General features: G+C 73.3%; 19 protein-coding genes. 9 read left to right on the forward strand and 10 right to left on the reverse strand.

Going from position 1 to position 17,565, the window contains the following annotated elements; all coding sequences use genetic code 11:
* Nucleotides 1–46 precede the first annotated feature (46 nt).
* Nucleotides 47–1,480 (reverse strand): MBOAT family O-acyltransferase, encoded by a 1,434-nt coding sequence (locus HNR68_RS01555; RefSeq protein ID WP_179716886.1) that lies wholly within the window; start codon nt 1,478–1,480, stop codon nt 47–49.
* A gap of 167 nt (nt 1,481–1,647) precedes the next feature.
* Between HNR68_RS01555 and HNR68_RS01560 the strand changes: the two genes are divergently transcribed.
* On the forward strand, nt 1,648–2,466 hold the full coding sequence (locus HNR68_RS01560; RefSeq protein ID WP_179716888.1) for a phospholipid scramblase-related protein: 819 nt from the start codon (nt 1,648–1,650) through the stop codon (nt 2,464–2,466).
* A gap of 41 nt (nt 2,467–2,507) precedes the next feature.
* Here HNR68_RS01560 and rlmB read toward each other — a convergent pair whose 3' ends face one another.
* The 7 genes from rlmB to HNR68_RS01595 all read right to left on the reverse strand — a co-directional run bounded on the left by rlmB (nt 2,508) and on the right by HNR68_RS01595 (nt 7,673).
* Complete coding sequence (rlmB, locus tag HNR68_RS01565; RefSeq protein ID WP_179716891.1) at nt 2,508–3,464, reverse strand: 23S rRNA (guanosine(2251)-2'-O)-methyltransferase RlmB; 957 nt, start codon at nt 3,462–3,464, stop codon at nt 2,508–2,510.
* 4 nt (nt 3,465–3,468) lie between these two features.
* Complete coding sequence (cysS, locus tag HNR68_RS01570; RefSeq protein WP_179716893.1) at nt 3,469–4,863, reverse strand: cysteine--tRNA ligase; 1,395 nt, start codon at nt 4,861–4,863, stop codon at nt 3,469–3,471.
* 71 nt (nt 4,864–4,934) lie between these two features.
* Entirely contained in the window at nt 4,935–5,615 is a 681-nt protein-coding gene (locus HNR68_RS01575) for an HAD-IA family hydrolase (RefSeq protein WP_179716895.1), read from the reverse strand.
* 73 nt (nt 5,616–5,688) lie between these two features.
* A complete protein-coding gene (locus HNR68_RS01580) occupies nt 5,689–5,883 on the reverse strand; it encodes a hypothetical protein (protein ID WP_179716897.1) in 195 nt (64 codons plus the stop codon).
* 97 nt (nt 5,884–5,980) lie between these two features.
* A complete protein-coding gene (gene ispF, locus HNR68_RS01585; RefSeq protein WP_179716898.1) occupies nt 5,981–6,463 on the reverse strand; it encodes a 2-C-methyl-D-erythritol 2,4-cyclodiphosphate synthase in 483 nt (160 codons plus the stop codon).
* A complete protein-coding gene (gene ispD / locus HNR68_RS01590) occupies nt 6,460–7,164 on the reverse strand; it encodes a 2-C-methyl-D-erythritol 4-phosphate cytidylyltransferase (protein ID WP_179716901.1) in 705 nt (234 codons plus the stop codon). Before ispD ends, ispF begins: the two co-directional genes overlap by 4 nt.
* Before the next feature lie 20 nt (nt 7,165–7,184).
* Complete coding sequence (locus HNR68_RS01595; RefSeq protein WP_009947449.1) at nt 7,185–7,673, reverse strand: CarD family transcriptional regulator; 489 nt, start codon at nt 7,671–7,673, stop codon at nt 7,185–7,187.
* 299 nt (nt 7,674–7,972) lie between these two features.
* Here HNR68_RS01595 and HNR68_RS01600 point away from each other — a divergent pair, with 299 nt between their 5' ends.
* The 3 genes from HNR68_RS01600 to disA all read left to right on the forward strand — a co-directional run bounded on the left by HNR68_RS01600 (nt 7,973) and on the right by disA (nt 11,143).
* Nucleotides 7,973–8,551, forward strand: a complete 579-nt coding sequence (locus HNR68_RS01600; protein ID WP_343049876.1) for a copper chaperone PCu(A)C domain-containing protein — start codon at nt 7,973–7,975, stop codon at nt 8,549–8,551.
* Nucleotides 8,552–8,666: 115 nt separating this feature from the next.
* Nucleotides 8,667–10,037: a DNA repair protein RadA gene (gene radA, locus HNR68_RS01605; protein ID WP_179716903.1), complete on the forward strand. Its 1,371-nt coding sequence runs from the start codon at nt 8,667–8,669 to the stop codon at nt 10,035–10,037.
* Between the two features lie 2 nt (nt 10,038–10,039).
* On the forward strand, nt 10,040–11,143 hold the full coding sequence (gene disA / locus HNR68_RS01610) for a DNA integrity scanning diadenylate cyclase DisA (protein WP_179724526.1): 1,104 nt from the start codon (nt 10,040–10,042) through the stop codon (nt 11,141–11,143).
* A 4-nt stretch (nt 11,144–11,147) separates the two neighbouring features.
* Here the strand turns inward: disA and HNR68_RS01615 are convergent, their stop codons facing one another.
* Entirely contained in the window at nt 11,148–11,732 is a 585-nt protein-coding gene (locus tag HNR68_RS01615) for a hypothetical protein (RefSeq protein WP_179716905.1), read from the reverse strand.
* 239 nt (nt 11,733–11,971) lie between these two features.
* On the opposite strand from HNR68_RS01615, the gene HNR68_RS01620 reads away from it, so the two are divergent.
* From HNR68_RS01620 to HNR68_RS01640, 5 genes are all read left to right on the forward strand, one after another.
* Complete coding sequence (locus tag HNR68_RS01620; RefSeq protein WP_179716907.1) at nt 11,972–12,877, forward strand: HhH-GPD family protein; 906 nt, start codon at nt 11,972–11,974, stop codon at nt 12,875–12,877.
* Nucleotides 12,878–13,393 carry a 2'-5' RNA ligase family protein gene (locus tag HNR68_RS01625; RefSeq protein ID WP_179716909.1) on the forward strand — a complete coding sequence of 172 codons (516 nt, stop codon included), beginning with the start codon at nt 12,878–12,880 and terminating at the stop codon, nt 13,391–13,393. It begins immediately after the preceding gene.
* A 139-nt stretch (nt 13,394–13,532) separates the two neighbouring features.
* Nucleotides 13,533–14,213, forward strand: coding sequence for an ATP-binding cassette domain-containing protein (locus HNR68_RS01630; RefSeq protein ID WP_179716911.1), 681 nt, complete (start codon nt 13,533–13,535; stop codon nt 14,211–14,213).
* The gene (locus HNR68_RS01635; RefSeq protein WP_179716914.1) at nt 14,210–16,150 is read left to right on the forward strand and encodes a YhgE/Pip family protein; all 1,941 of its coding nucleotides are present in this window, start codon (nt 14,210–14,212) and stop codon (nt 16,148–16,150) included. Before HNR68_RS01630 ends, HNR68_RS01635 begins: the two co-directional genes overlap by 4 nt.
* 45 nt (nt 16,151–16,195) lie before the next feature.
* Nucleotides 16,196–16,504, forward strand: a complete 309-nt coding sequence (locus tag HNR68_RS01640; RefSeq protein ID WP_179716916.1) for an antibiotic biosynthesis monooxygenase family protein — start codon at nt 16,196–16,198, stop codon at nt 16,502–16,504.
* Between the two features lie 39 nt (nt 16,505–16,543).
* Here the strand turns inward: HNR68_RS01640 and HNR68_RS01645 are convergent, their stop codons facing one another.
* Nucleotides 16,544–17,533, reverse strand: a complete 990-nt coding sequence (locus HNR68_RS01645) for an endonuclease/exonuclease/phosphatase family protein (RefSeq protein WP_179716918.1) — start codon at nt 17,531–17,533, stop codon at nt 16,544–16,546.
* Between the last annotated feature and the right edge of the window lie 32 nt (nt 17,534–17,565).

Below are 17,565 nucleotides of genomic sequence, written 5' to 3' on the forward strand. Positions count from 1 at the left end.
GTTCGTCGCCGGGTACACCGGGCTCGTCCGGAAGACCACCTAGGCGTCAGAACTGGTAGTACAGGAACGGGCTGAACGAGCCCGTGGCGACCAGCAGGCCGGAGTAGCCGAGGCCGAGGGTGAGCACGCCGAGGCGCAGGGCGTGGGCCTCGCGGGTGCGCACCGACTCCAGGAACGGGCCGGTGCCCGAGCTCGCCGGGAGGAACACCACGACCAGGGCGAGCAGCAGGAACACCACGCGCTGGTGGGTCACCGAGGCCGCCACGATGTCGGTCAGGCCCGAGAAGTCCGGGACCAGCATGTGCCCCAGCATCACGAACGCGCTGCCGAGGTCGGGGGCGCGGAAGAACACCCAGCCGACCACCACCAGCAGCATCGTCAGCGCGCGGCGGGCGAGGCGGGCGCGGAGGTCGGCCGGGGCGTGCGTCCAGCCGCAGGAACGCTCCACCACCAGCAACAACCCGTGGAACAGGCCCCACACCAGGTACGTCCAGGCCGCGCCGTGCCAGAAGCCGGTGAGCACGAAGATGATCGCCAGGTTGCGGTAGGTGCGGGCCCGGCCGCGGCGGTTGCCGCCGAGCGGGATGTAGACGTAGTCGCGGAACCAGCGCGACAGCGACATGTGCCAGCGCCGCCAGAACTCGGTCACGGTCACCGACGAGTACGGGCGCGCGAAGTTCTCCGGCAGCCGGAACCCGAGCATCCGGCCCAGCCCGATCGCCATGTCCGAGTACCCGGAGAAGTCGAAGTACAGCTGCACCGTGTACCCGATCGCGCCCAGCCAGGCGATCGCGAACGTCATCTCCTCGCCCGGGGTGGCGAAGCAGGTGTCCACCATCGGCGCCAGCGTGTCGGCGACGACCACCTTCTTGGTCAGGCCCCACGCGAACCGCGGGAAGCCGGCCGCGATGTCGTCCAGCCGGTGGGTGCGCTGCTGCGGCAGCTGGTCGGCGATCTCCCGGTAGCGCACGATCGGACCCGCCACCAGCTGCGGGAACATCGCGATGTAGGTGACGAACGAGACCGGGTTGCGCAGCGCCGGGCGCTCCCCGCGGTAGATGTCCACCACGTAGGAGACGTGGTGGAACGTGTAGAACGAGATGCCGATCGGCAGCGCCAGCTCCAGCACCGGGAAGTCCCCGCCGAACCAGCTGCTGAGCACCGCCAGCTGCTCGGTGGCGAACCCGGCGTACTTCCACACCGCCAGCACCGCCAGGTCGAACGACACGGTGCCGATGAGCAGCCACCGCCGCCGGGACCGCTCGAAGCCCCACTCCACCGGTTCCAGCCGCAGCCCGGCGAGGTAGTTGACCACGACGCACGCCAGCAGCAGCAGCGTGGTGCCGCCCGCGCCGCTGGCGTAGAACACCAGGCTCGCCACCGCGATCACGGCGTTGCGCCCGGCGCGCGGGGCGACGAGCACCGCCGCCAGCACGGCGGGCAGGAAGTACCACAGGAACAGGGGACTCGCGAACGACATCGGGGCCTCGGGGTGCGGGAGGCCCTGGCCTCCTCACGTCGGACTGCTGTTCGGACTCTAACCGAGCCCGGAACGTCACCGGGCCGGAACGGACCGGGTTCTGCGGCCGGGTGTGACGCGCGTGAAAGCGCGGACAGCGCCGAAGACGATCACCTAGCCTGGGCCCCATGAACGCTCCGCCGCCAGGCTGGTACCCGGACCAAGCAGACCCGCGCTACGTCCGCTGGTGGGACGGGCGGCAGTGGACCCCGCACGTCCAGCCCGCCCAGCAGCCGGCGCCGCCGCAGGCCGACGTCTCGGCCCTGGAGGTGTCGTTCGGCAGCACCGGGGACCCCGCCTCGGTCCAGCAGCAGGTCCAGCAGCGCGCCGGGGTCGGCGGCCCGGTCGCCGGCGGCGGGGGCACCCTGTTCACCGAGCCGATCCTGGTGATCAACCAGAAGGCCAAGCTGATCGAGATGAGCAACGAGTACGCCATCTACGACCAGCACGGACGCCAGCTCGGCTCGGTCGTGCAGGTCGGGCAGAGCGGGGCGCAGAAGGCCCTGCGGGCGTTCACCAAGCTCGACACGCTCATGTCGGTCAAGCTGGAGATCCGGGACATCACCGGCCGCCCGGTGCTGCTGCTGACCCGCCCGCCGCAGCTGATCAAGGGCACCGTCCACGTGCAGCGCCCGGACCAGACCCCCATCGGCGACGTCAAGCTGGCCAACTTCTGGGGCAAGGCCCGCTTCGACTTCGAGGTCGGCGGCCAGCGCATCGGCGGCCTGCAGGCGGAGAACCTCCGCGCGTGGGACATCAAGGTCCTCGACCACGCGGACCAGGAGATCGGCAAGATCACCAAGACCTGGCAGGGCTTCGCCAAGGCCGCCTTCACCACGGCGGACAACTACGTGCTCCAGCTCCACCGGCCGCTGCAGGACCCGCTGCTGAGCATGGTGCTGTCCTCGGCGCTGACCTTCGACACGGTCTTCAGCCAGCACCAGTGACGTCGCGGGTGGTCAGCGGGCGTCCGCTGACCACCCCGCCGTCAGCGGAGGCGGCGCCGGCGGGCCACCTCGGCGAGGACCACGCCCGCGGCCACCGAGGCGTTGAGCGACTCCACGCCGGTGGCCATCGGGATCGAGACCGTCTGGTCGCAGGTCTCCCGGACCAGCCGGGACAGGCCCCGGCCCTCCGAGCCCACGACCACCACCAGCGGCCCGGAGGCCAGCTCCAGGTCGTCGACGGTCACGTCGGCGTCCGCGTCGAGGCCGACCACCATCAGCCCCGCCTTCTTCAGGTCCTTGAGCGTGCGGGTCAGGTTCACCGCCTTGGCCACCGGCAGCTTGGCCGCGGTGCCCGCGCTGGTGCGCCACGCGACGGCCGTGAGCCCGGCGCTGCGGCGCTGCGGCACGACCACGCCGTGCGCGCCGAAGGCCGCCGCCGAGCGGATCACCGCGCCGAGGTTGCGCGGGTCGGTGACCCCGTCCAGCGCGACGATGAGCGGCGGGATGCCGGACTCGATCGCCGCGTCCAGCACCTCCTCCGGCTGCGCGTACTTGTACTGCGGCACCTGCAGCGCCAGTCCTTGGTGGACGGCGCCACCGGTCATCCGGTCCAGCTCGGTGCGCGGCACCTCGAGCACCGAGATGCCGCGGGTGTTCGCCTCCCGGACCGCTTCGGTGACCCGGTCGTCGACGTCGATGCCCTGCGCCACGAACAACCCGCTCGCGGGCACGTCCGCCCGGATGCACTCCACCACCGGGTTGCGCCCGCACACCAGCTCCGGCTGCGACTCCGCCGCCGCCTGGCGCTTCAAGCGCTGCTGCTCAGCCCTCGCGCGCGCGTCCGCGCGCCGCTTCGCGGGGTGGCTGACCCGGTGCTCGGCCTTCGGCGTCGGCCCCTTGCCGCGCAGTCCCTTGCGCCGCTGTCCGCCGGAACCGACGACCATGCCCTTCTTGTTGGACTTGCGCATGCCGCCGCGGCGCCTGTCGTTGCCAGCCACGTGATCAACCGTCCCTCAATGTCCACATCGGACCGTCGGGGGTGTCCTCGACGGCGATCCCGCTGGCCTGCAACCGGTCTCGCAACAGGTCAGCGGTGGCGAAGTCGCGCTCCGCCCGGGCCCGCTCGCGCTCCTCCAGCATGGCCTCCACCAGCTGCGCGAGCGCGCGGTGCGCGGCGTCGCCGCCGCCGGAGTCCTCGGCCCACTGCTCGGACAGCGGGTCGAGCCCGAGCACGTCCGTCATCGCCCGCACCGAGGCCGCGGCGCTGCGGGCCGCCGCGTCGTCACCGCGGTCCAGGGCCGCGTTGCCCTCGCGGGCGACGTTGTGCACCACCGCGATCGCCTGCGGCGTCGACAGGTCGTCGTCCATCGCCGCGGCGAACTCGGGGTGCACCTCGCCCAGCTCCACGGCACCGGTGCGCTGACCGACCCGCCGCACGAACGACTCGATGCGGCGGTAGGTGGCCACCGCCTCGGCCAGGCCCTCCTCGGAGAACTCGATGGTCGACCGGTAGTGCGGGGTGACCAGGTAGTACCGCAGCTCGGCCGCCCGGGCGCGCTTGAGCACCTCCGGGATGGACAGCACGTTGCCGAGCGACTTCGACATCTTCTCGCCGCTCATCGTCACCCAGGCGTTGTGCATCCAGTACTGGGCGAAGCCGTCCCCGGCCGCGTTGGACTGCGCCAGCTCGTTCTCGTGGTGCGGGAAGACCAGGTCGAGCCCGCCGCCGTGGATGTCGAACTCGCTGCCCAGGTAGAAGGTGGCCATCGCCGAGCACTCCAGGTGCCAGCCCGGCCGGCCGTGGCCCCACGGCGTCGGCCAGCTCGGCTCGCCCGGCTTGGCGCCCTTCCACAGCGTGAAGTCGCGCGGGTCCTTCTTGCCGCTGGCCAGCGACTCGCCCTGCTGGACCTCGTCCAGGCGCTGCCCGGACAGCGCGCCGTAGTGGTCGGCGTAGGAGGAGACCGAGAAGTAGACGTCCCCACCGGCGGCGTAGGCGTGCCCCTTGTCGATCAGGCGCTGGATGAGGTCGATCATCTGAGTGATGTGCCCGGTCGCGCGGGGCAGCACCGACGGCGGCAGGCAGCCGAGCTGGTCGTAGGCGCGCTCGAAGGCCCGCTCGTGCGTGGCCGCCCACTCCCACCAGGGCCGACCCGCCTCGGCGGCCTTGGTGAGGATCTTGTCGTCGATGTCGGTCACGTTGCGGACCAGGCGCGTGTCGTAGCCCTTGCGCTGCAGCCAGCGCCGGAGCACGTCGAAGTTCAGCCCGCTGCGGACGTGGCCGACGTGCGGAACGCCCTGCACGGTGGCACCACAGACGTAGATCGACGCCACTCCGCCGCAGCGCGGGTGGAACTCGCGCGTCGTTCGGGTCGCGGTGTCATGCAGGTGCAGGCTCACGACCTCGATGGTACGGGCACGGGTCGGAGCCCAATCACGACAGGGGCCGTCTCGTCAAGACCCCGCGGCGCTCAGCGCAGCACGTCGCCCACGGCGGTGAGCAGACCGTCGCGGCGCTCCGCGGTGGGCGCGGGGTCCACGATCGCCACCTGGCAGCCGACCGCGGCGGCCCCGCCGTCCGCCTCCTCGCTGTCGCCGACCATGAGCGCCTCCTGCGGCGCGACGCCCAACCGCTCGCAGGCGCGCAGGAAGATCTTCGGGTCCGGCTTGATCACGCCTTCGAGGTAGGAGAGCAGGAACTCGTCGACGTGCCCGGCGACCCCGATCCGCTCGAACGCGGGACGGATGTCGAAGGCGATGTTGCTGATCACGCCGACCTTGACCCCGGACTCGCTCAGCCGGCGCAGCACCTCGGCGGTGTCCGGGTACGCGGTCCAGCAGTCCGGGTCGATCAGCTTCTCGTAGAGGCCCTCGGCCTGCCCGTCGCGCACCCCGGAGCTGCGCAGCACCTCCAGGTAGACCTTGCGGTGCAGCGCGGGGTCGAGGTCGCGGTTCTCCCACGCGTGCTCGTACTCGGCACCGAGCTCGACGACCCGCCCGCTCGGCGCGGTCATCCGGCGCATGATCTCCGCCTGTGCGGACAGGTCGAACGGGGCGCCGTCGGCGTCGGTCAGCTCGGCGTACCAGGAGGGGTCTTCCTCGAGCCGGAACAGCGTGCCGGAGAAGTCGAAGAGCACCGCGCGCAGAGTCACGTCGCCCACGGTAAGGGCAGCGGATCTTCCCGGCACCGGGTTGCGGCCAAGCTCACCCGCTCGCCGACGCCGGTCAGCAGCGGGAGGTCCGCCGCATCGGCACGACGATGCCCGCGACGCTGACCGCCGCGCTCCCCCACAGCAGCACCACCGCCAGCGCCAGGCCCAGCCCGTCACCGCCGGACCACAGCACGAACGACACTGGCCACACCAGCACCGGCTGCACCACGAGCAGCCGACGCACCCACCGGTTCCGCTCGACGCCCATGATCCGAGCATGGCGCGCTGCGACCCCGGTGTTCCAGGCCTCGGACCCTGAGTTCTCCCCGACTCCGACCGGCGGTCACCCCGAGCTCTCCCGCAGGTCAGGAGGCGGGGAAGACCAGGGCGGTGGCGATCGCGGCGATCCCCTCGCCGCGGCCGGTCAGGCCGAGCCCGTCCGAGGTGGTGCCGGAGACCGACACCGGCGCCCCGACGGCGTCCGAGAGCACCCGCTGCGCCTCGTCGCGGCGCTTGCCGATGCGGGGCGCGTTGCCGATGACCTGCACCGTCGCGTTGCCGACGCGCAGCCCTGCGGCGGCGACGCGGTCGCGCACCTCGGCCAGGAAGTCGACGCCGTGCGCACCGGCCCAGCGGTCGTCGGAGGTGCCGAACACCGCTCCGAGGTCGCCCAGGCCCGCCGCCGACAGCAGCGCGTCGCACAGCGCGTGCGCGGCGACGTCACCGTCGGAGTGGCCCGCGCACCCGTCCACCCCGGGCCAGTGCAGGCCCGCGATCCAGCAGTCGCGGCCGGGCTCGACGGGGTGCACGTCGACCCCTTGGCCGACGCGGGGGAGCAGCTCGGTCACGCGCGTTCTCCAGCGTCCTGCGGGATGTCCACCGCCAGCACCGACTCGGCGATGGCCAGGTCGAACGCGGTGGTGATCTTCAAGGCGTGCGGGTGCCCGGCCACGGTGTGCACCGTGCCGCCGATGCGCTCCACGAGACCGGCGTCGTCGGTGGCGACGCCGTCGGCGGCCGCGTACGCCTCGCGCAGCACGTCGAGGGTGAATCCTTGGGGGGTCTGCACCGCCCGGAGCTCGGCGCGGTCCACGGTGGCGACGACGTTCCCGGCCTCGTCGACCTTCTTGACCGTGTCAGACACCGGCAGCACCGGCACCACCGCCGGGGCGCCCTGCTCGACCGCCCGCACGACGTCCTGGACCACCGACGCCGGGGTGAAGGCGCGCGCCGCGTCGTGCACCAGCACCACCCGGGCGTCCGGCGCGACCCGCTCGACCGAATCGAGCGCGAGGCGCACCGAGTCGGTCCGCTCCGCTCCCCCGGGCACCACGTGGGCGTCCGGGACCTCGGCCAGCTCAGCGGCCACCACGTCGACCTGGTCGGGCGGGGCGGCCACGACGACGTGCTGCACGCAGCCCGCCGCCAGCAGACCGCGGACCGCACGCAACAACAACGACTGACCGTTCACCGGAACCAGCGCCTTGGGCCTGCCCAGCCCCAAGCGCACCCCGCGGCCAGCCGCGGGGACCAGCGCGACCACGCTCACGCTCGTCCGATCCCGATGCCTCAGACCGCGGTGGCGAGAACTTCGTCCAGCAGGGTCTCCGCCTTGCCCTCGTCCGTCCCCTCGGCCAGCGCCAGCTCGCTGACCAGGATCTGGCGGGCTTTCGCCAGCATGCGCTTCTCGCCCGCGGACAGACCACGATCCTTCTCGCGTCGCCAGAGGTCGCGCACCACTTCGGCCACCTTGTTCACATCGCCGGAGGCGAGCTTCTCCAGGTTGGCCTTGTACCGTCGAGACCAGTTGGTGGGCTCTTCGGTGTGCGGGGCCCGCAGCACGTCGAAGACCCGGTCGAGACCCTCTTGGCCGACCACGTCCCGGACGCCGACGATCTCGGCGTTGTCCGCAGGGACGCGGACGGTCAGGTCACCCTGTGCGACCTTGAGCACGAGGTACTGCTTCTCCTCGCCTTTGATCACACGAGTCTCGATGGCTTCGATCAGCGCGGCACCGTGATGCGGGTAGACGACGGTCTCTCCGACCTTGAAAACCATGTGTCCTCTGCCCCTTTCGCTATGCCCACTTTACCACGCCAAGCAACTCCACCTCGACGCCCCACCATCCGTAATCGCAGGTCAGGCCATGGACAGGGGTTGACAAAGGGCACCCGAACGTGCAAGGCGCAACCTTTCGGCCCGCTGAAATCGTCCACTGTGGACATCCATTTCGCGCGCCTGTTCAGCTGGTCGGCGGCCGCCCATGCGTAGGTCGGCAAGACCCTGGAGCACCCCTCGCGCGGGCGGGGGATTAAGCTCCACCTGGTTGTCCGGCAATCAGGAAGGACGCTGCAACCGTGAGCCGCCCTCAGCACCACAAGGCCGCCCGCCTGCGGCTGATCTCGGCCGCACTCGGGCTCGGCGCCGTCGTCGCCCTCGGTGGGTGCAGCGCCGGTCAGGTGACCGAGACCGACACCCAGGTCGCCGCCGTGAACGGCGGAGCAGGCGACGTCCAGGAGATCGCCGTCCGCAACGCCACGTTCAGCTTCCCGGCTTCCGGCACGCTCTACCCGGCCGGTTCCTCCGCCCCGCTGCAGGCGGTGCTGACCAACGAGGGCGCGGACGACAAGCTCGTCGAGGTCACCAGCCCCTACACCACCGCGCCGGCGACCGTGAGCGGGACCACCGACCTGCCCAGCCGCACCGCGCTGCACGCCACCGGCACCAACGCCGAGCTGAAGGCGCAGGCCGAGGCCACCGGCGCCCGCACCGTGCAGATCACGCTGAACGGGTTCAAGCAGGACATCACCCCCGGCGTGACCATCCCGGTGACCTTCGTCTTCCAGAACGCCGGCCCGGTCACCGTCCAGGTGCCGATCGGCGAGGACGAGAAGCCGCGCCCCGAGCTGCACGACAGCGAGGCCGGCGGTCACTGACCCACGACCTGCCGTGATCGGGCCGTCCGCACCCGCGGGCGGCCCGATCCGCGTCTGCGGCGACGTGCCGCGGGCGTGCCACCGCTCCGTCGCCGCGGGTCGATAGCCTCGCCCCGTGCCTCCGAAGAACGTCCGAGCCGCCCGCCCCGCCTACCGCTGCGCCGACTGCGGCCACGAGGTCGCCAAGTGGGTCGGACGCTGCCCGAGCTGCCAGGCGTGGGGCACGATCGACGAGGCCGCCCCCGCCCGCCCCGCACTGGCCAAGGTCAGCGCCGGCGCCCCGGCCACCCCGGCGCGGCCGATCGCCGAAGTCGACCTGGACTCGGCCCGCGCGGTGTCCACCGGCATCGGCGAGCTGGACCGGGTGCTCGGCGGCGGCATCGTGCCCGGCGCGGTGGTGCTGCTGGCCGGCGAGCCCGGTGTGGGCAAGTCCACACTCCTGCTCGAGGTCGCCCACCGCTGGGCCTGCGCCCCCTCCCGCGGCCCGTCGCTGTACGTGACGGGCGAGGAGTCCGCGGGCCAGGTGCGGTTGCGCGCCGAGCGCACCGACTCGGTGCACCCGCAGCTCTACCTCGGCGCGGAGAGCGACCTGTCCGCGGTGCTCGGGCACGTCGACGCCGTCAACCCCGGCCTGCTCATCGTCGACTCGGTGCAGACCGTCCAGTCCCCCGAGGCCGAGGGCAGCCCCGGCGGCGTCACCCAGGTCCGGGCGGTCACCACCGCACTGGTGGCGCTGGCCAAGGAGCGCGGGCTGCCGGTGGTGCTGGTCGGGCACGTCACCAAGGACGGCGCGGTCGCCGGTCCGCGGGTGCTGGAACACCTGGTCGACGTGGTGCTGCACTTCGAGGGCGACCGGCACTCGGCGCTGCGGATGCTGCGCGGGGTGAAGAACCGGTTCGGCCCGGCCGACGAGGTCGGCTGCTTCGAGCAGCGCGACGACGGCATCGCCGAGGTCCCCGACCCGTCCGGGCTGTTCGTCAACCGGCAGGAGACCGTGGTCGACGGCACCGCGGTGACCGTGGTGGTGGAGGGCAAGCGGCCGCTGCTGGTCGAGGTCCAGGCGCTGCTCATGCACACCCAGATGGCGATGCCGCGCCGGTCGGTGAGCGGGCTGGACTCGGCGCGGGTGTCGATGGCGCTGGCCGTGCTCGGCAAGCACGGCAAGATCCCCACCGGGGAGTACGACGTGTTCGCCGCGACGGTCGGCGGCCAGCGGGTGACCGAACCGGCCGCGGACCTCGCGGTGGCGCTGGCCATCGCCTCCTCGCGCAGGAGCACGCCGCTCCCGCCGAACCTGGTCGTGGTCGGCGAGGTGGGCCTGGCGGGCGAGATCCGCCGGGTCAACGGGGTCGGCCGCCGGTTGGCGGAGGCCGCGCGGCTGGGCTTCGACCGCGCGCTGGTGCCGCCGGACTCCGGCCCGCTGCCGGAGGGCGTGCGAGCCACGGTCGTGTCGAACATCGGCGACGCGCTCAAGATCGTGAGGTGACGATGAGCCACGAGGCGCTGCGCGCCACGCTGGCCCGGCTGGCACCCGGGACCGCCCTGCGCGACGGCCTCGAACGCGTCCTGCGCGGCCGCACCGGTGGCCTCGTCGTGCTCGGCTACGACCCGACCGTGGAAGCGCTCTGCGACGGCGGGTTCCACCTGGACATCGAGTTCAGCGCCACCCGGCTGCGCGAGCTGTCCAAGATGGACGGAGCGGTGGTGCTGTCCACCGACGCCAAGCGCATCATGCGGGCGAACGTGCACCTGGTGCCGGACGCGAGCACGCCCACCGAGGAGTCCGGCACCCGGCACCGCACCGCGGAGCGCACCGCCAACCAGACCGGCTACCCGGTGGTGTCGGTCAGCCAGTCGATGAGCATCATCAGCGTCTACACGCAGGGCCACCGGCACGTGCTCATCGGCTCCCCGGCCATCCTCTCCCGCGCCAACCAGGCGCTGGCCACCCTGGAGCGCTACGTCGCCCGGCTGGACGAGGTGGCGCAGGCGCTGTCGGCGCTGGAGGTGCAGGACTACGTGACGCTGCGGGACGCGATGACCGTCGTGCAGCGGATGGAGATGGTGCGCCGGATCGCCGACGAGATCGAGGGCGACGTGGTCGAGCTCGGCGAGGACGGGCGGCTGATCGAGCTGCAGCTCGACGAGCTGGTCGGCCCGCTGCGCGACACCCGCGCCCGGCGCGGCCGCGACGGCATCGACCTGGACCGCGAGCTCATCGTGCAGGAGTACCTGCCCACCAGCGGCGCGATGCCGACGTCGGAGCAGGTGGAGGCGGCCCTGCGCAAGCTCGACGCCACCGAGCTGCTGGACCTGACCGCGATCGCCGGCGCCTTCGGCTACCCGACCACCCCGGAGGCGCTGGACCAGCACCTCGAGCCGCGCGGGTACCGCCTGCTGGCGCGGGTCCCGCGGCTGCCCGCGGGCGTCCGGCGGCGGGTGGTGGAGCACTTCGGCTCGCTGCAGCGCCTGCTCCGGGCGACCGAGGACGAACTGCGCGCAGTGGACTCGATCGGGGAGGTGCAGGCCCGCCGGATCCACGAGGGCCTGTCCCGGCTGGCGGAATCGTCCACGATGGACCCGTTCGCCTGACCGCTCACGGGGTCAGGCGGAACTCCACCGGCTCGCTGTTGAGCGAGGCCAGCCGGGCCACCACCTGGTACTGGCCCGCCGCGGCCCGGGGCTGGCCGGGGTCGCAGTCCGGGGTGGACGTCACGCCGGACCACTGCACGTCGTTGCGGACCGGCTGCCCCGGTTCCAGCAGCGGCTGCTCGTTGGTCGACTCCGAGTAGCAGTCGTTGCTGGACCACACGTGCTTGCCGCTCTGGGAGGTCACGGTCAGCTCGCGCAGCATCCGGTTGGTGTCGCGCACGCACGGGCGGTCGCCGGCGTTGGTGACCACGATGCTCATCGGCACCGGGTCACCGACCCGGAACTCGGGGCGGGGCACCTCGGCGGCCACCCGGATCACCTCGTCCGGGCACTGCGGCGGTGGTTCGTCCGCCGCGATCGCGACCGGCGCGCCCTGCGGCGGAGCGGCCTGCGGTTCCCGCGCCGATCCACCCAGCAGCGCCACCGCGCCCCAGCCGACGAGGCCGACCGCGGCCAGGACCGCGACGATCGCCACCGCGCGGCGGCGCCAGTACACCGCGGCGGGCAACGGCCCGTTCGGATCAAGCACGCGTCGACAGTAACCCGGCGGATACTCCGAACAGCGCCGTCGATGATCACCCGATCGGGTGCAAATCCCGGAAAACCGCCCCGCGCCGCACCGAGACCACGCCGTCGAGTGAGCGAGGGCGGTTCCCTTCCGCCCGGTGCGACCGGCCGGGTCGTCCCGGGGCCCGGAGGTGACGGTGCGTGCTGGACGTGGGCGTGGCTCATCGCCGGATCCGGGGGCCTGGCACCATCAGCGGTGCCATGAAGACCTCCGCCGCGAACACCACCGCCCCGCCGCTGGACCCGGTCGAGCTGATCGACTGGTTCACCGCCTCCGCCCGCCCGCTGCCGTGGCGCGCCCCCGGCACCACGGGGTGGGGCGTGCTGGTCAGCGAGACGATGCTGCAGCAGACGCCGGTCAACCGGGTCCGGCCGATCTGGGAGGAGTGGATGCGCCGCTGGCCGCGCCCCTCCGACCTGGCCGCCGCGTCGCAGGGCGAGGTGCTGCGCGCCTGGGGCAAGCTCGGCTACCCGCGGCGAGCGCTGCGCCTGCACGAGGCCGCCGGGATCATCGCGGCCGAGCACGGCGACGTCGTGCCGTCGGACGTCGACACGCTGCTCGCCCTGCCGGGCGTGGGCGCCTACACCGCGCGCGCCGTGGCCGCGTTCGCCTACGGCAAGCGGGCCCCGGTGGTCGACACGAACGTGCGGCGCGTGGTGGCCCGCGCGGTGCACGGCGCCGGGGACGCCGGGCCGCCGTCGACCAAGCGCGACCTCGCCGACGTCGAGGCGCTGCTGCCCGCCGACGACGCCACCGCGGCCAGGCTCTCCGCCGCGCTCATGGAGCTCGGGCAGGTGGTGTGCACGGTGCGCTCGCCGCAGTGCGAGGCCTGCCCCATCGCGCAGGACTGCGCCTGGCAGCGCGCCGGGCGACCGGCCTACGCGGGGCCGCCGAAGAAGGTGCAGAAGTTCGCCGGCACCGACCGCCAGGTGCGCGGCAAGCTGCTCGACGTGCTGCGCGGCTCCGACGGACCGGTGGAGCGCGCGCAGCTGGACGCGGTGTGGTCCGACGCCGGGCAGCGCGACCGCTGCCTGGACTCGCTGCTGGTGGACGGGCTCATCGAGCAGACCGACGACGGTCGCTTCGCGCTGCCCGGGGAGCACTGAATGGCGCACGCGCTGGTCTTCCTCTTCGACGAGAGCACGGAGTCGCGGCTGCGCGACCTGTGCCGGCGGCTGGACGAGGCGGGCGTGCCGAGCACGGCAGGCAAGCACCGGCCGCACGTGACGCTGGCGTCCGCGGGGAGCATCCCGGCCGCCGCCCGGAAGGCCGTGCGCGCCGAGCTGGAGCTGCTGGCGGTCCCGGACCTGTGGCTGCACACCCTCGGCACGGTCCCCGGCGAGGACCGGACGCTGCTGCTGGGCGCGGTGGTGGACGCCGAGCTGCTCGCGGTGCACTCCGCGGTGCACGACGCGCTGGCGGGCCGGGTGCAGAACCCGTCGGCCTACCACTTCCCGGGCGCGTGGATCCCGCACTGCACCCTCGCCCAGGGCCTCTCCGACGACCAGCTCGCCGCGGGTTTCCGCGCCCTGCAACCGCCGGACGCGGTGCGCGCGGCGATCAGCGAGGTGGCCGTCCTCGACACCCGCAGCGGAGGCCTCGAGACCGTCCTCGCCCGCTGACGTCACCGGGTGGTGCGTCCCGCTGCGCTGGGCGCGTTCTCGTCAGTCCACCGTGGAGGGTCGGCGCCGACCACGACTTGCCGAGCGCCGGGCGAGCCGCCACTTTTGGATCGGCACCCCGCGCACGGCAGGAGGAGGCATGGACGTCGACGGCGTGAGCATCCTCGCCCGCGGGATCGCGGCCAAGGGGCCGGAAGGCGTCGTGTTCAGCAACCTCGACCTGCAGGTCTCCGCCGGGGCGCTGGCCGTGGTGGCCGGTCCCGGCGGGTCCGGGCGGACCTCGCTGCTGCTCGCGCTGTCCGGCCGCCTCCCGCTCATCACCGGCTACCTGGACGTCTCCGGGTACGTGCTGCCGGAGAGCGCCCGGGTGGTGCGCAAGCTCATCCGCCCGGCCCGGGTGCGACCGGGCTGCGAGCTGGAGCCCAAGCACCGCGTCAAGGAGGCGATCTTCGAGCGGCGCCTGATCAGCCGCGTCTCCGCCGGCGCCGTCGAGGACGCGCTCGACCTGGTCGGCCTCGACCCCGACCGGTCCGCGCTGGTCGGCGACCTGCACCCGGCGGACCAGCTGCTGCTCGCGGTGGCGCTGACGATCGCCGGCGGGCCCGCCGGGATCCTCGTCGACGACGTCGACGTCGGCCTGCCGCTGGCCGCGCAGTCGCGGGTGTGGTCGGCGCTGCACGAGGTGGCCCGGACCGGGACGACGGTGCTGGCCAGCGCCGCGGAGGCCCCCGCCGGTGACGTCGAGATCATCCCCCTCCCCCCGCGCGAGCGGGACTGGTCCACCGACGTGTTCGACCTGCTGGAGGAGGACGCGCCGTGAAAGCCCTCGCGCTGGCCTGGCTGGAGCTGCGGCGCTTCCGCGGCCCCCTGCGCCGCTACGTGCCCCTGGTGCTGGTGCTGGTGCCCCTGCTGTACGGCGCGCTGTACCTGTGGTCGAACTGGGACCCCTACGGCAGGCTGCGCCAGGTCCCGGTGGCGGTGGTCAACGCCGACGTGCCGGTGGACGCCCGCGGCGAGCACCTCGACGCCGGCGAGCAGTTCGTGCAGCAGCTCAAGGCCACCGACACCTTCGACTGGCACTTCGTGGACGCCGGGGAGGCCCGGCGGGGCCTGGAGTCGGGCCGCTACTACTTCACCGTGGAGGTGCCGCCGGACTTCAGCGCCCGGCTGGCCAGCGCGGCCGAACGCACCCCGGAACGCGCGGCGCTGCGCATCGTCAAGGACGACGCCAACGGCTACATCGTCGGCGTCATGGCCGACACGGTGAAGACCGAGCTGCAGAACCAGGTCAACGCCGCCGCGCACGCGACCTACGCCCGCGCGCTCTACGGCGAGCTGGGCCAGGCGCGGGAGAAGCTGCAGACGGCGTCGGAGGCGTCGAAGAAGCTGGTCGACGGCACCGAGCTGCACAAGCAGGGCACCGACGCGCTCACCCGCGGGCTCGGCGGGGTGCGGGACGGCGCCGGCCAGGTCGCGCGCGGCGTGCAGACCGTCTCGGACGCCAGCGCCCAGCTTGACCAGCAGCTGGGCGGCATCACCGACTTCACCGCCGAGCGGCTGCCCGGCGCGGTCAACGCGCTGGTCGACGCCAGCGGCGTCGCGGTCGAGCAGCTGAGCGCGATCGCGGCCACCACCGGGTCGCTCAACCAGCGGGCCGCGGAGGGCCGCACGGCCGTCGAGGAGCTCGGCGCGGCGCGCCCGGAGCTCGCCGAGGACCCCGCCTACCAGCGCGCGGTGGACCTCGCCCGGCAGCTCGCCGAAGCCGCGACGAGCGCGGACGGGTCCGCCCAGGGGGCGTTGACCGCCGCGCAGGACGCCCAGCAGCGGGCGCTGGGGCTGCAGGACGAGGTCGGCCCGCTGCAGGAGCAGGTCCGCGCGATCAGCGGCCCGGCCGACACGCTGCGCGCGGGCGCGGCGGAGCTGTCCGGCGGCAGCGACGGCATCACCCACGGGCTGAGCACGCTGGTCACCAGCAGCGGCGTGCTGCACACCGGGGCCGGGCAGCTCAACGACGGCGCCAAGTCCCTCCAGCAGCTGGTGGACGACACGCTGGGCAAGATCCCGCCGACCAACCCGACCGAGGTCGCCCGCGCCGCCGAGGTGCTGGGCTCGCCGACCGAGATCCACACCGAGAACGTCCACCCCGCCCACGTCTACGGGCGCGGGCTGGCGCCGTTCTTCTTCGCCATCGCGCTGTGGGTGTTCGGGCTGTTCGCCTACCTGCTGCTCAAGCCGGTGAACCAGCGGGCGGTGGCGGACCGGGTCAACGCGTGGACGATCGCGCTGGCCGGGTTCCTGCCCGCGGCCGCGCTGGGCGTGCTCGGCGGGTTGGTGCTGCTCGCGGTGGTCACCTTCGGGCTGGGCCTGGACCCGGTGCACCCGTGGTGGACCGCTGGGCTGGTGTCGCTGGCCGCGCTCGCGTTCGTGGCGGTCGTGCACTTCCTGCGCACCGCGCTGGGCGCGGTCGGTGACCTGCTGTCGCTGGTGCTGCTCATCGTCCAGCTCACCGCCTCCGGCGGGCTGTACCCGATGGAGACCACGCCGGTGCCGTTCCAGGCGGTGCACCCGTTCCTGCCGATGAGCTACCTGGTGCACGGGCTGCGGGTGACGATCTCCGGCGGCGACGTGCAGCGGCTGCTGCAGGACGTCACGGTGCTGTCCGGGACGCTGGTGGTCGTCCTGCTGCTGACCACCCTGGTCGTCCAGCGCCAGCGCACCTGGACGGTGGCCCGCCTGCACCCCCAGGTGGAGCTGTAGCGGCGACCACGCTCCCCCGCGGCCCGGCGCGAGTAGCCTGGCCACATGGCTGTTGTGAAGATCAACGCGATCGAGGTCCCGGAAGGCGCCGGCCCGGAGCTGGAGAAGCGGTTCGCCTCGCGGCACGGCTCGGTGGACGACGCGCCCGGCTTCCTCGGGTTCGAGCTGCTGCGCCCGGTGAAGGGCGACAACCGCTACTTCGTGTACACCAAGTGGGAGTCCGAGGAGGCCTTCCAGGCCTGGGCGAACGGCCCGGCCAAGGCCGCGCACGCCGGTGAGGCGAAGAACCCGGTGGCCACCGGCTCCAGCTTGCTGGAGTTCGAGCTGGTCCAGGAGTCCAAGCCGGAGCGGTGAGCAGGCAGCGGGCGCTCCGCCGGTGCGCGGGGCACCCGCTCAACCGACCACCAGCGTCGCCAGCACCGCGCGGTGGTCGGCGCCCGGCACCGGGAAGACCTCGAAGGCCTGGGGGGTGATCCCCGCCGTGGTGAGGACGTGGTCGAGCACCACCGGCGGCGGGAACCAGCCCGCGGGCCACGTGGCGTCCAGCCCCGCGCCGGTGGCCGCGGCGGCGTCGGTGTAGCCGCGCCCGAGCAGGTCACCGAGGCCGGTGTGGTCGAGCGTCGCGTTGAAGTCGCCCGCCAGCACGCGCGGCGTGCCGGTCAGCGGCACCTGGCCGAGGTCGCCCAGCTCGCGCCGCCACACGTCGTGCGTGTCGCTGCCCATCGGGTACAGCGTGTGCACCGCGACGACCTCGACGGGACGGCTGCCCGGTCGTTCCAGCAGCGCCGACGGCTGGGCCAGCGTCGAGTCCGGCACCAGGTCGAGCTCGCGCAGCGGGTAGCGCGCCGCGATGCCGGAGCCCTCGGCTTTCGGGCCCGCGTGGAACACCCGGTGCGGCAGCTCCGCGGCCAGCCCCGCGGCGTCCAACCGCGCGACCAGCTCCGGGGTGAGCTCCTGCAGGCTGAGCACGTCGACGTCGTGGCGCCGCACCAGGTCCACGACCCGCGCCGCGTCCGCCTGGCCGAAGTAGGCGTTGACCGACAGCACCCGCAGCTCGCCGCCCCGCGCCGGGGGCGCGCTGGACACCGCCCGCGGCGCGACGCCGACCGCGAGCAGCACCGTCACCAGCCCCACCAGCAGGGCCGTCGGCCACTGGCGCAGCAGCAGACCGGCGAGCGCGAGGACCGCCCCCACCAGCACCCCGTACGGCGTCAGCGCCACCAGCGCCACGGTGTAGCGGTCGACGTCCCACCCGAGCAGCGGCAGCGCCGCCCACGCCGCGAACCCGACGCCCACCACGGCCAGCACGACGGAGAGCACCCGTCGACCCCGCCCGCGGGCCCCGGTCTGCTGCTCCGGCTCCTCGACCAACGTCCGAACCACTGCGACCCCCTGTCCGTCCGGTCTCACCCAGC

Origin of the sequence: Saccharopolyspora hordei (genome assembly GCF_013410345.1) — a bacterium.
GTDB classification, from domain to species: Bacteria; Actinomycetota; Actinomycetes; order Mycobacteriales; family Pseudonocardiaceae; genus Saccharopolyspora; species Saccharopolyspora hordei.

Coding starts and splice junctions, on each gene's coding strand:
- HNR68_RS01555 (WP_179716886.1), bottom strand. CDS start 1,480: ATGTCGTTCGCGAGTCCCCTGTTCCTGTGGTACTTCCTGCCCGCCGTG.
- HNR68_RS01560 (WP_179716888.1), top strand. CDS start 1,648: ATGAACGCTCCGCCGCCAGGCTGGTACCCGGACCAAGCAGACCCGCGC.
- HNR68_RS01580 (WP_179716897.1), bottom strand. CDS start 5,883: ATGGGCGTCGAGCGGAACCGGTGGGTGCGTCGGCTGCTCGTGGTGCAG.
- HNR68_RS01595 (WP_009947449.1), bottom strand. CDS start 7,673: ATGGTTTTCAAGGTCGGAGAGACCGTCGTCTACCCGCATCACGGTGCC.
- disA (WP_179724526.1), top strand. CDS start 10,040: ATGAGCCACGAGGCGCTGCGCGCCACGCTGGCCCGGCTGGCACCCGGG.
- HNR68_RS01620 (WP_179716907.1), top strand. CDS start 11,972: ATGAAGACCTCCGCCGCGAACACCACCGCCCCGCCGCTGGACCCGGTC.
- HNR68_RS01625 (WP_179716909.1), top strand. CDS start 12,878: ATGGCGCACGCGCTGGTCTTCCTCTTCGACGAGAGCACGGAGTCGCGG.
- HNR68_RS01630 (WP_179716911.1), top strand. CDS start 13,533: ATGGACGTCGACGGCGTGAGCATCCTCGCCCGCGGGATCGCGGCCAAG.
- HNR68_RS01640 (WP_179716916.1), top strand. CDS start 16,196: ATGGCTGTTGTGAAGATCAACGCGATCGAGGTCCCGGAAGGCGCCGGC.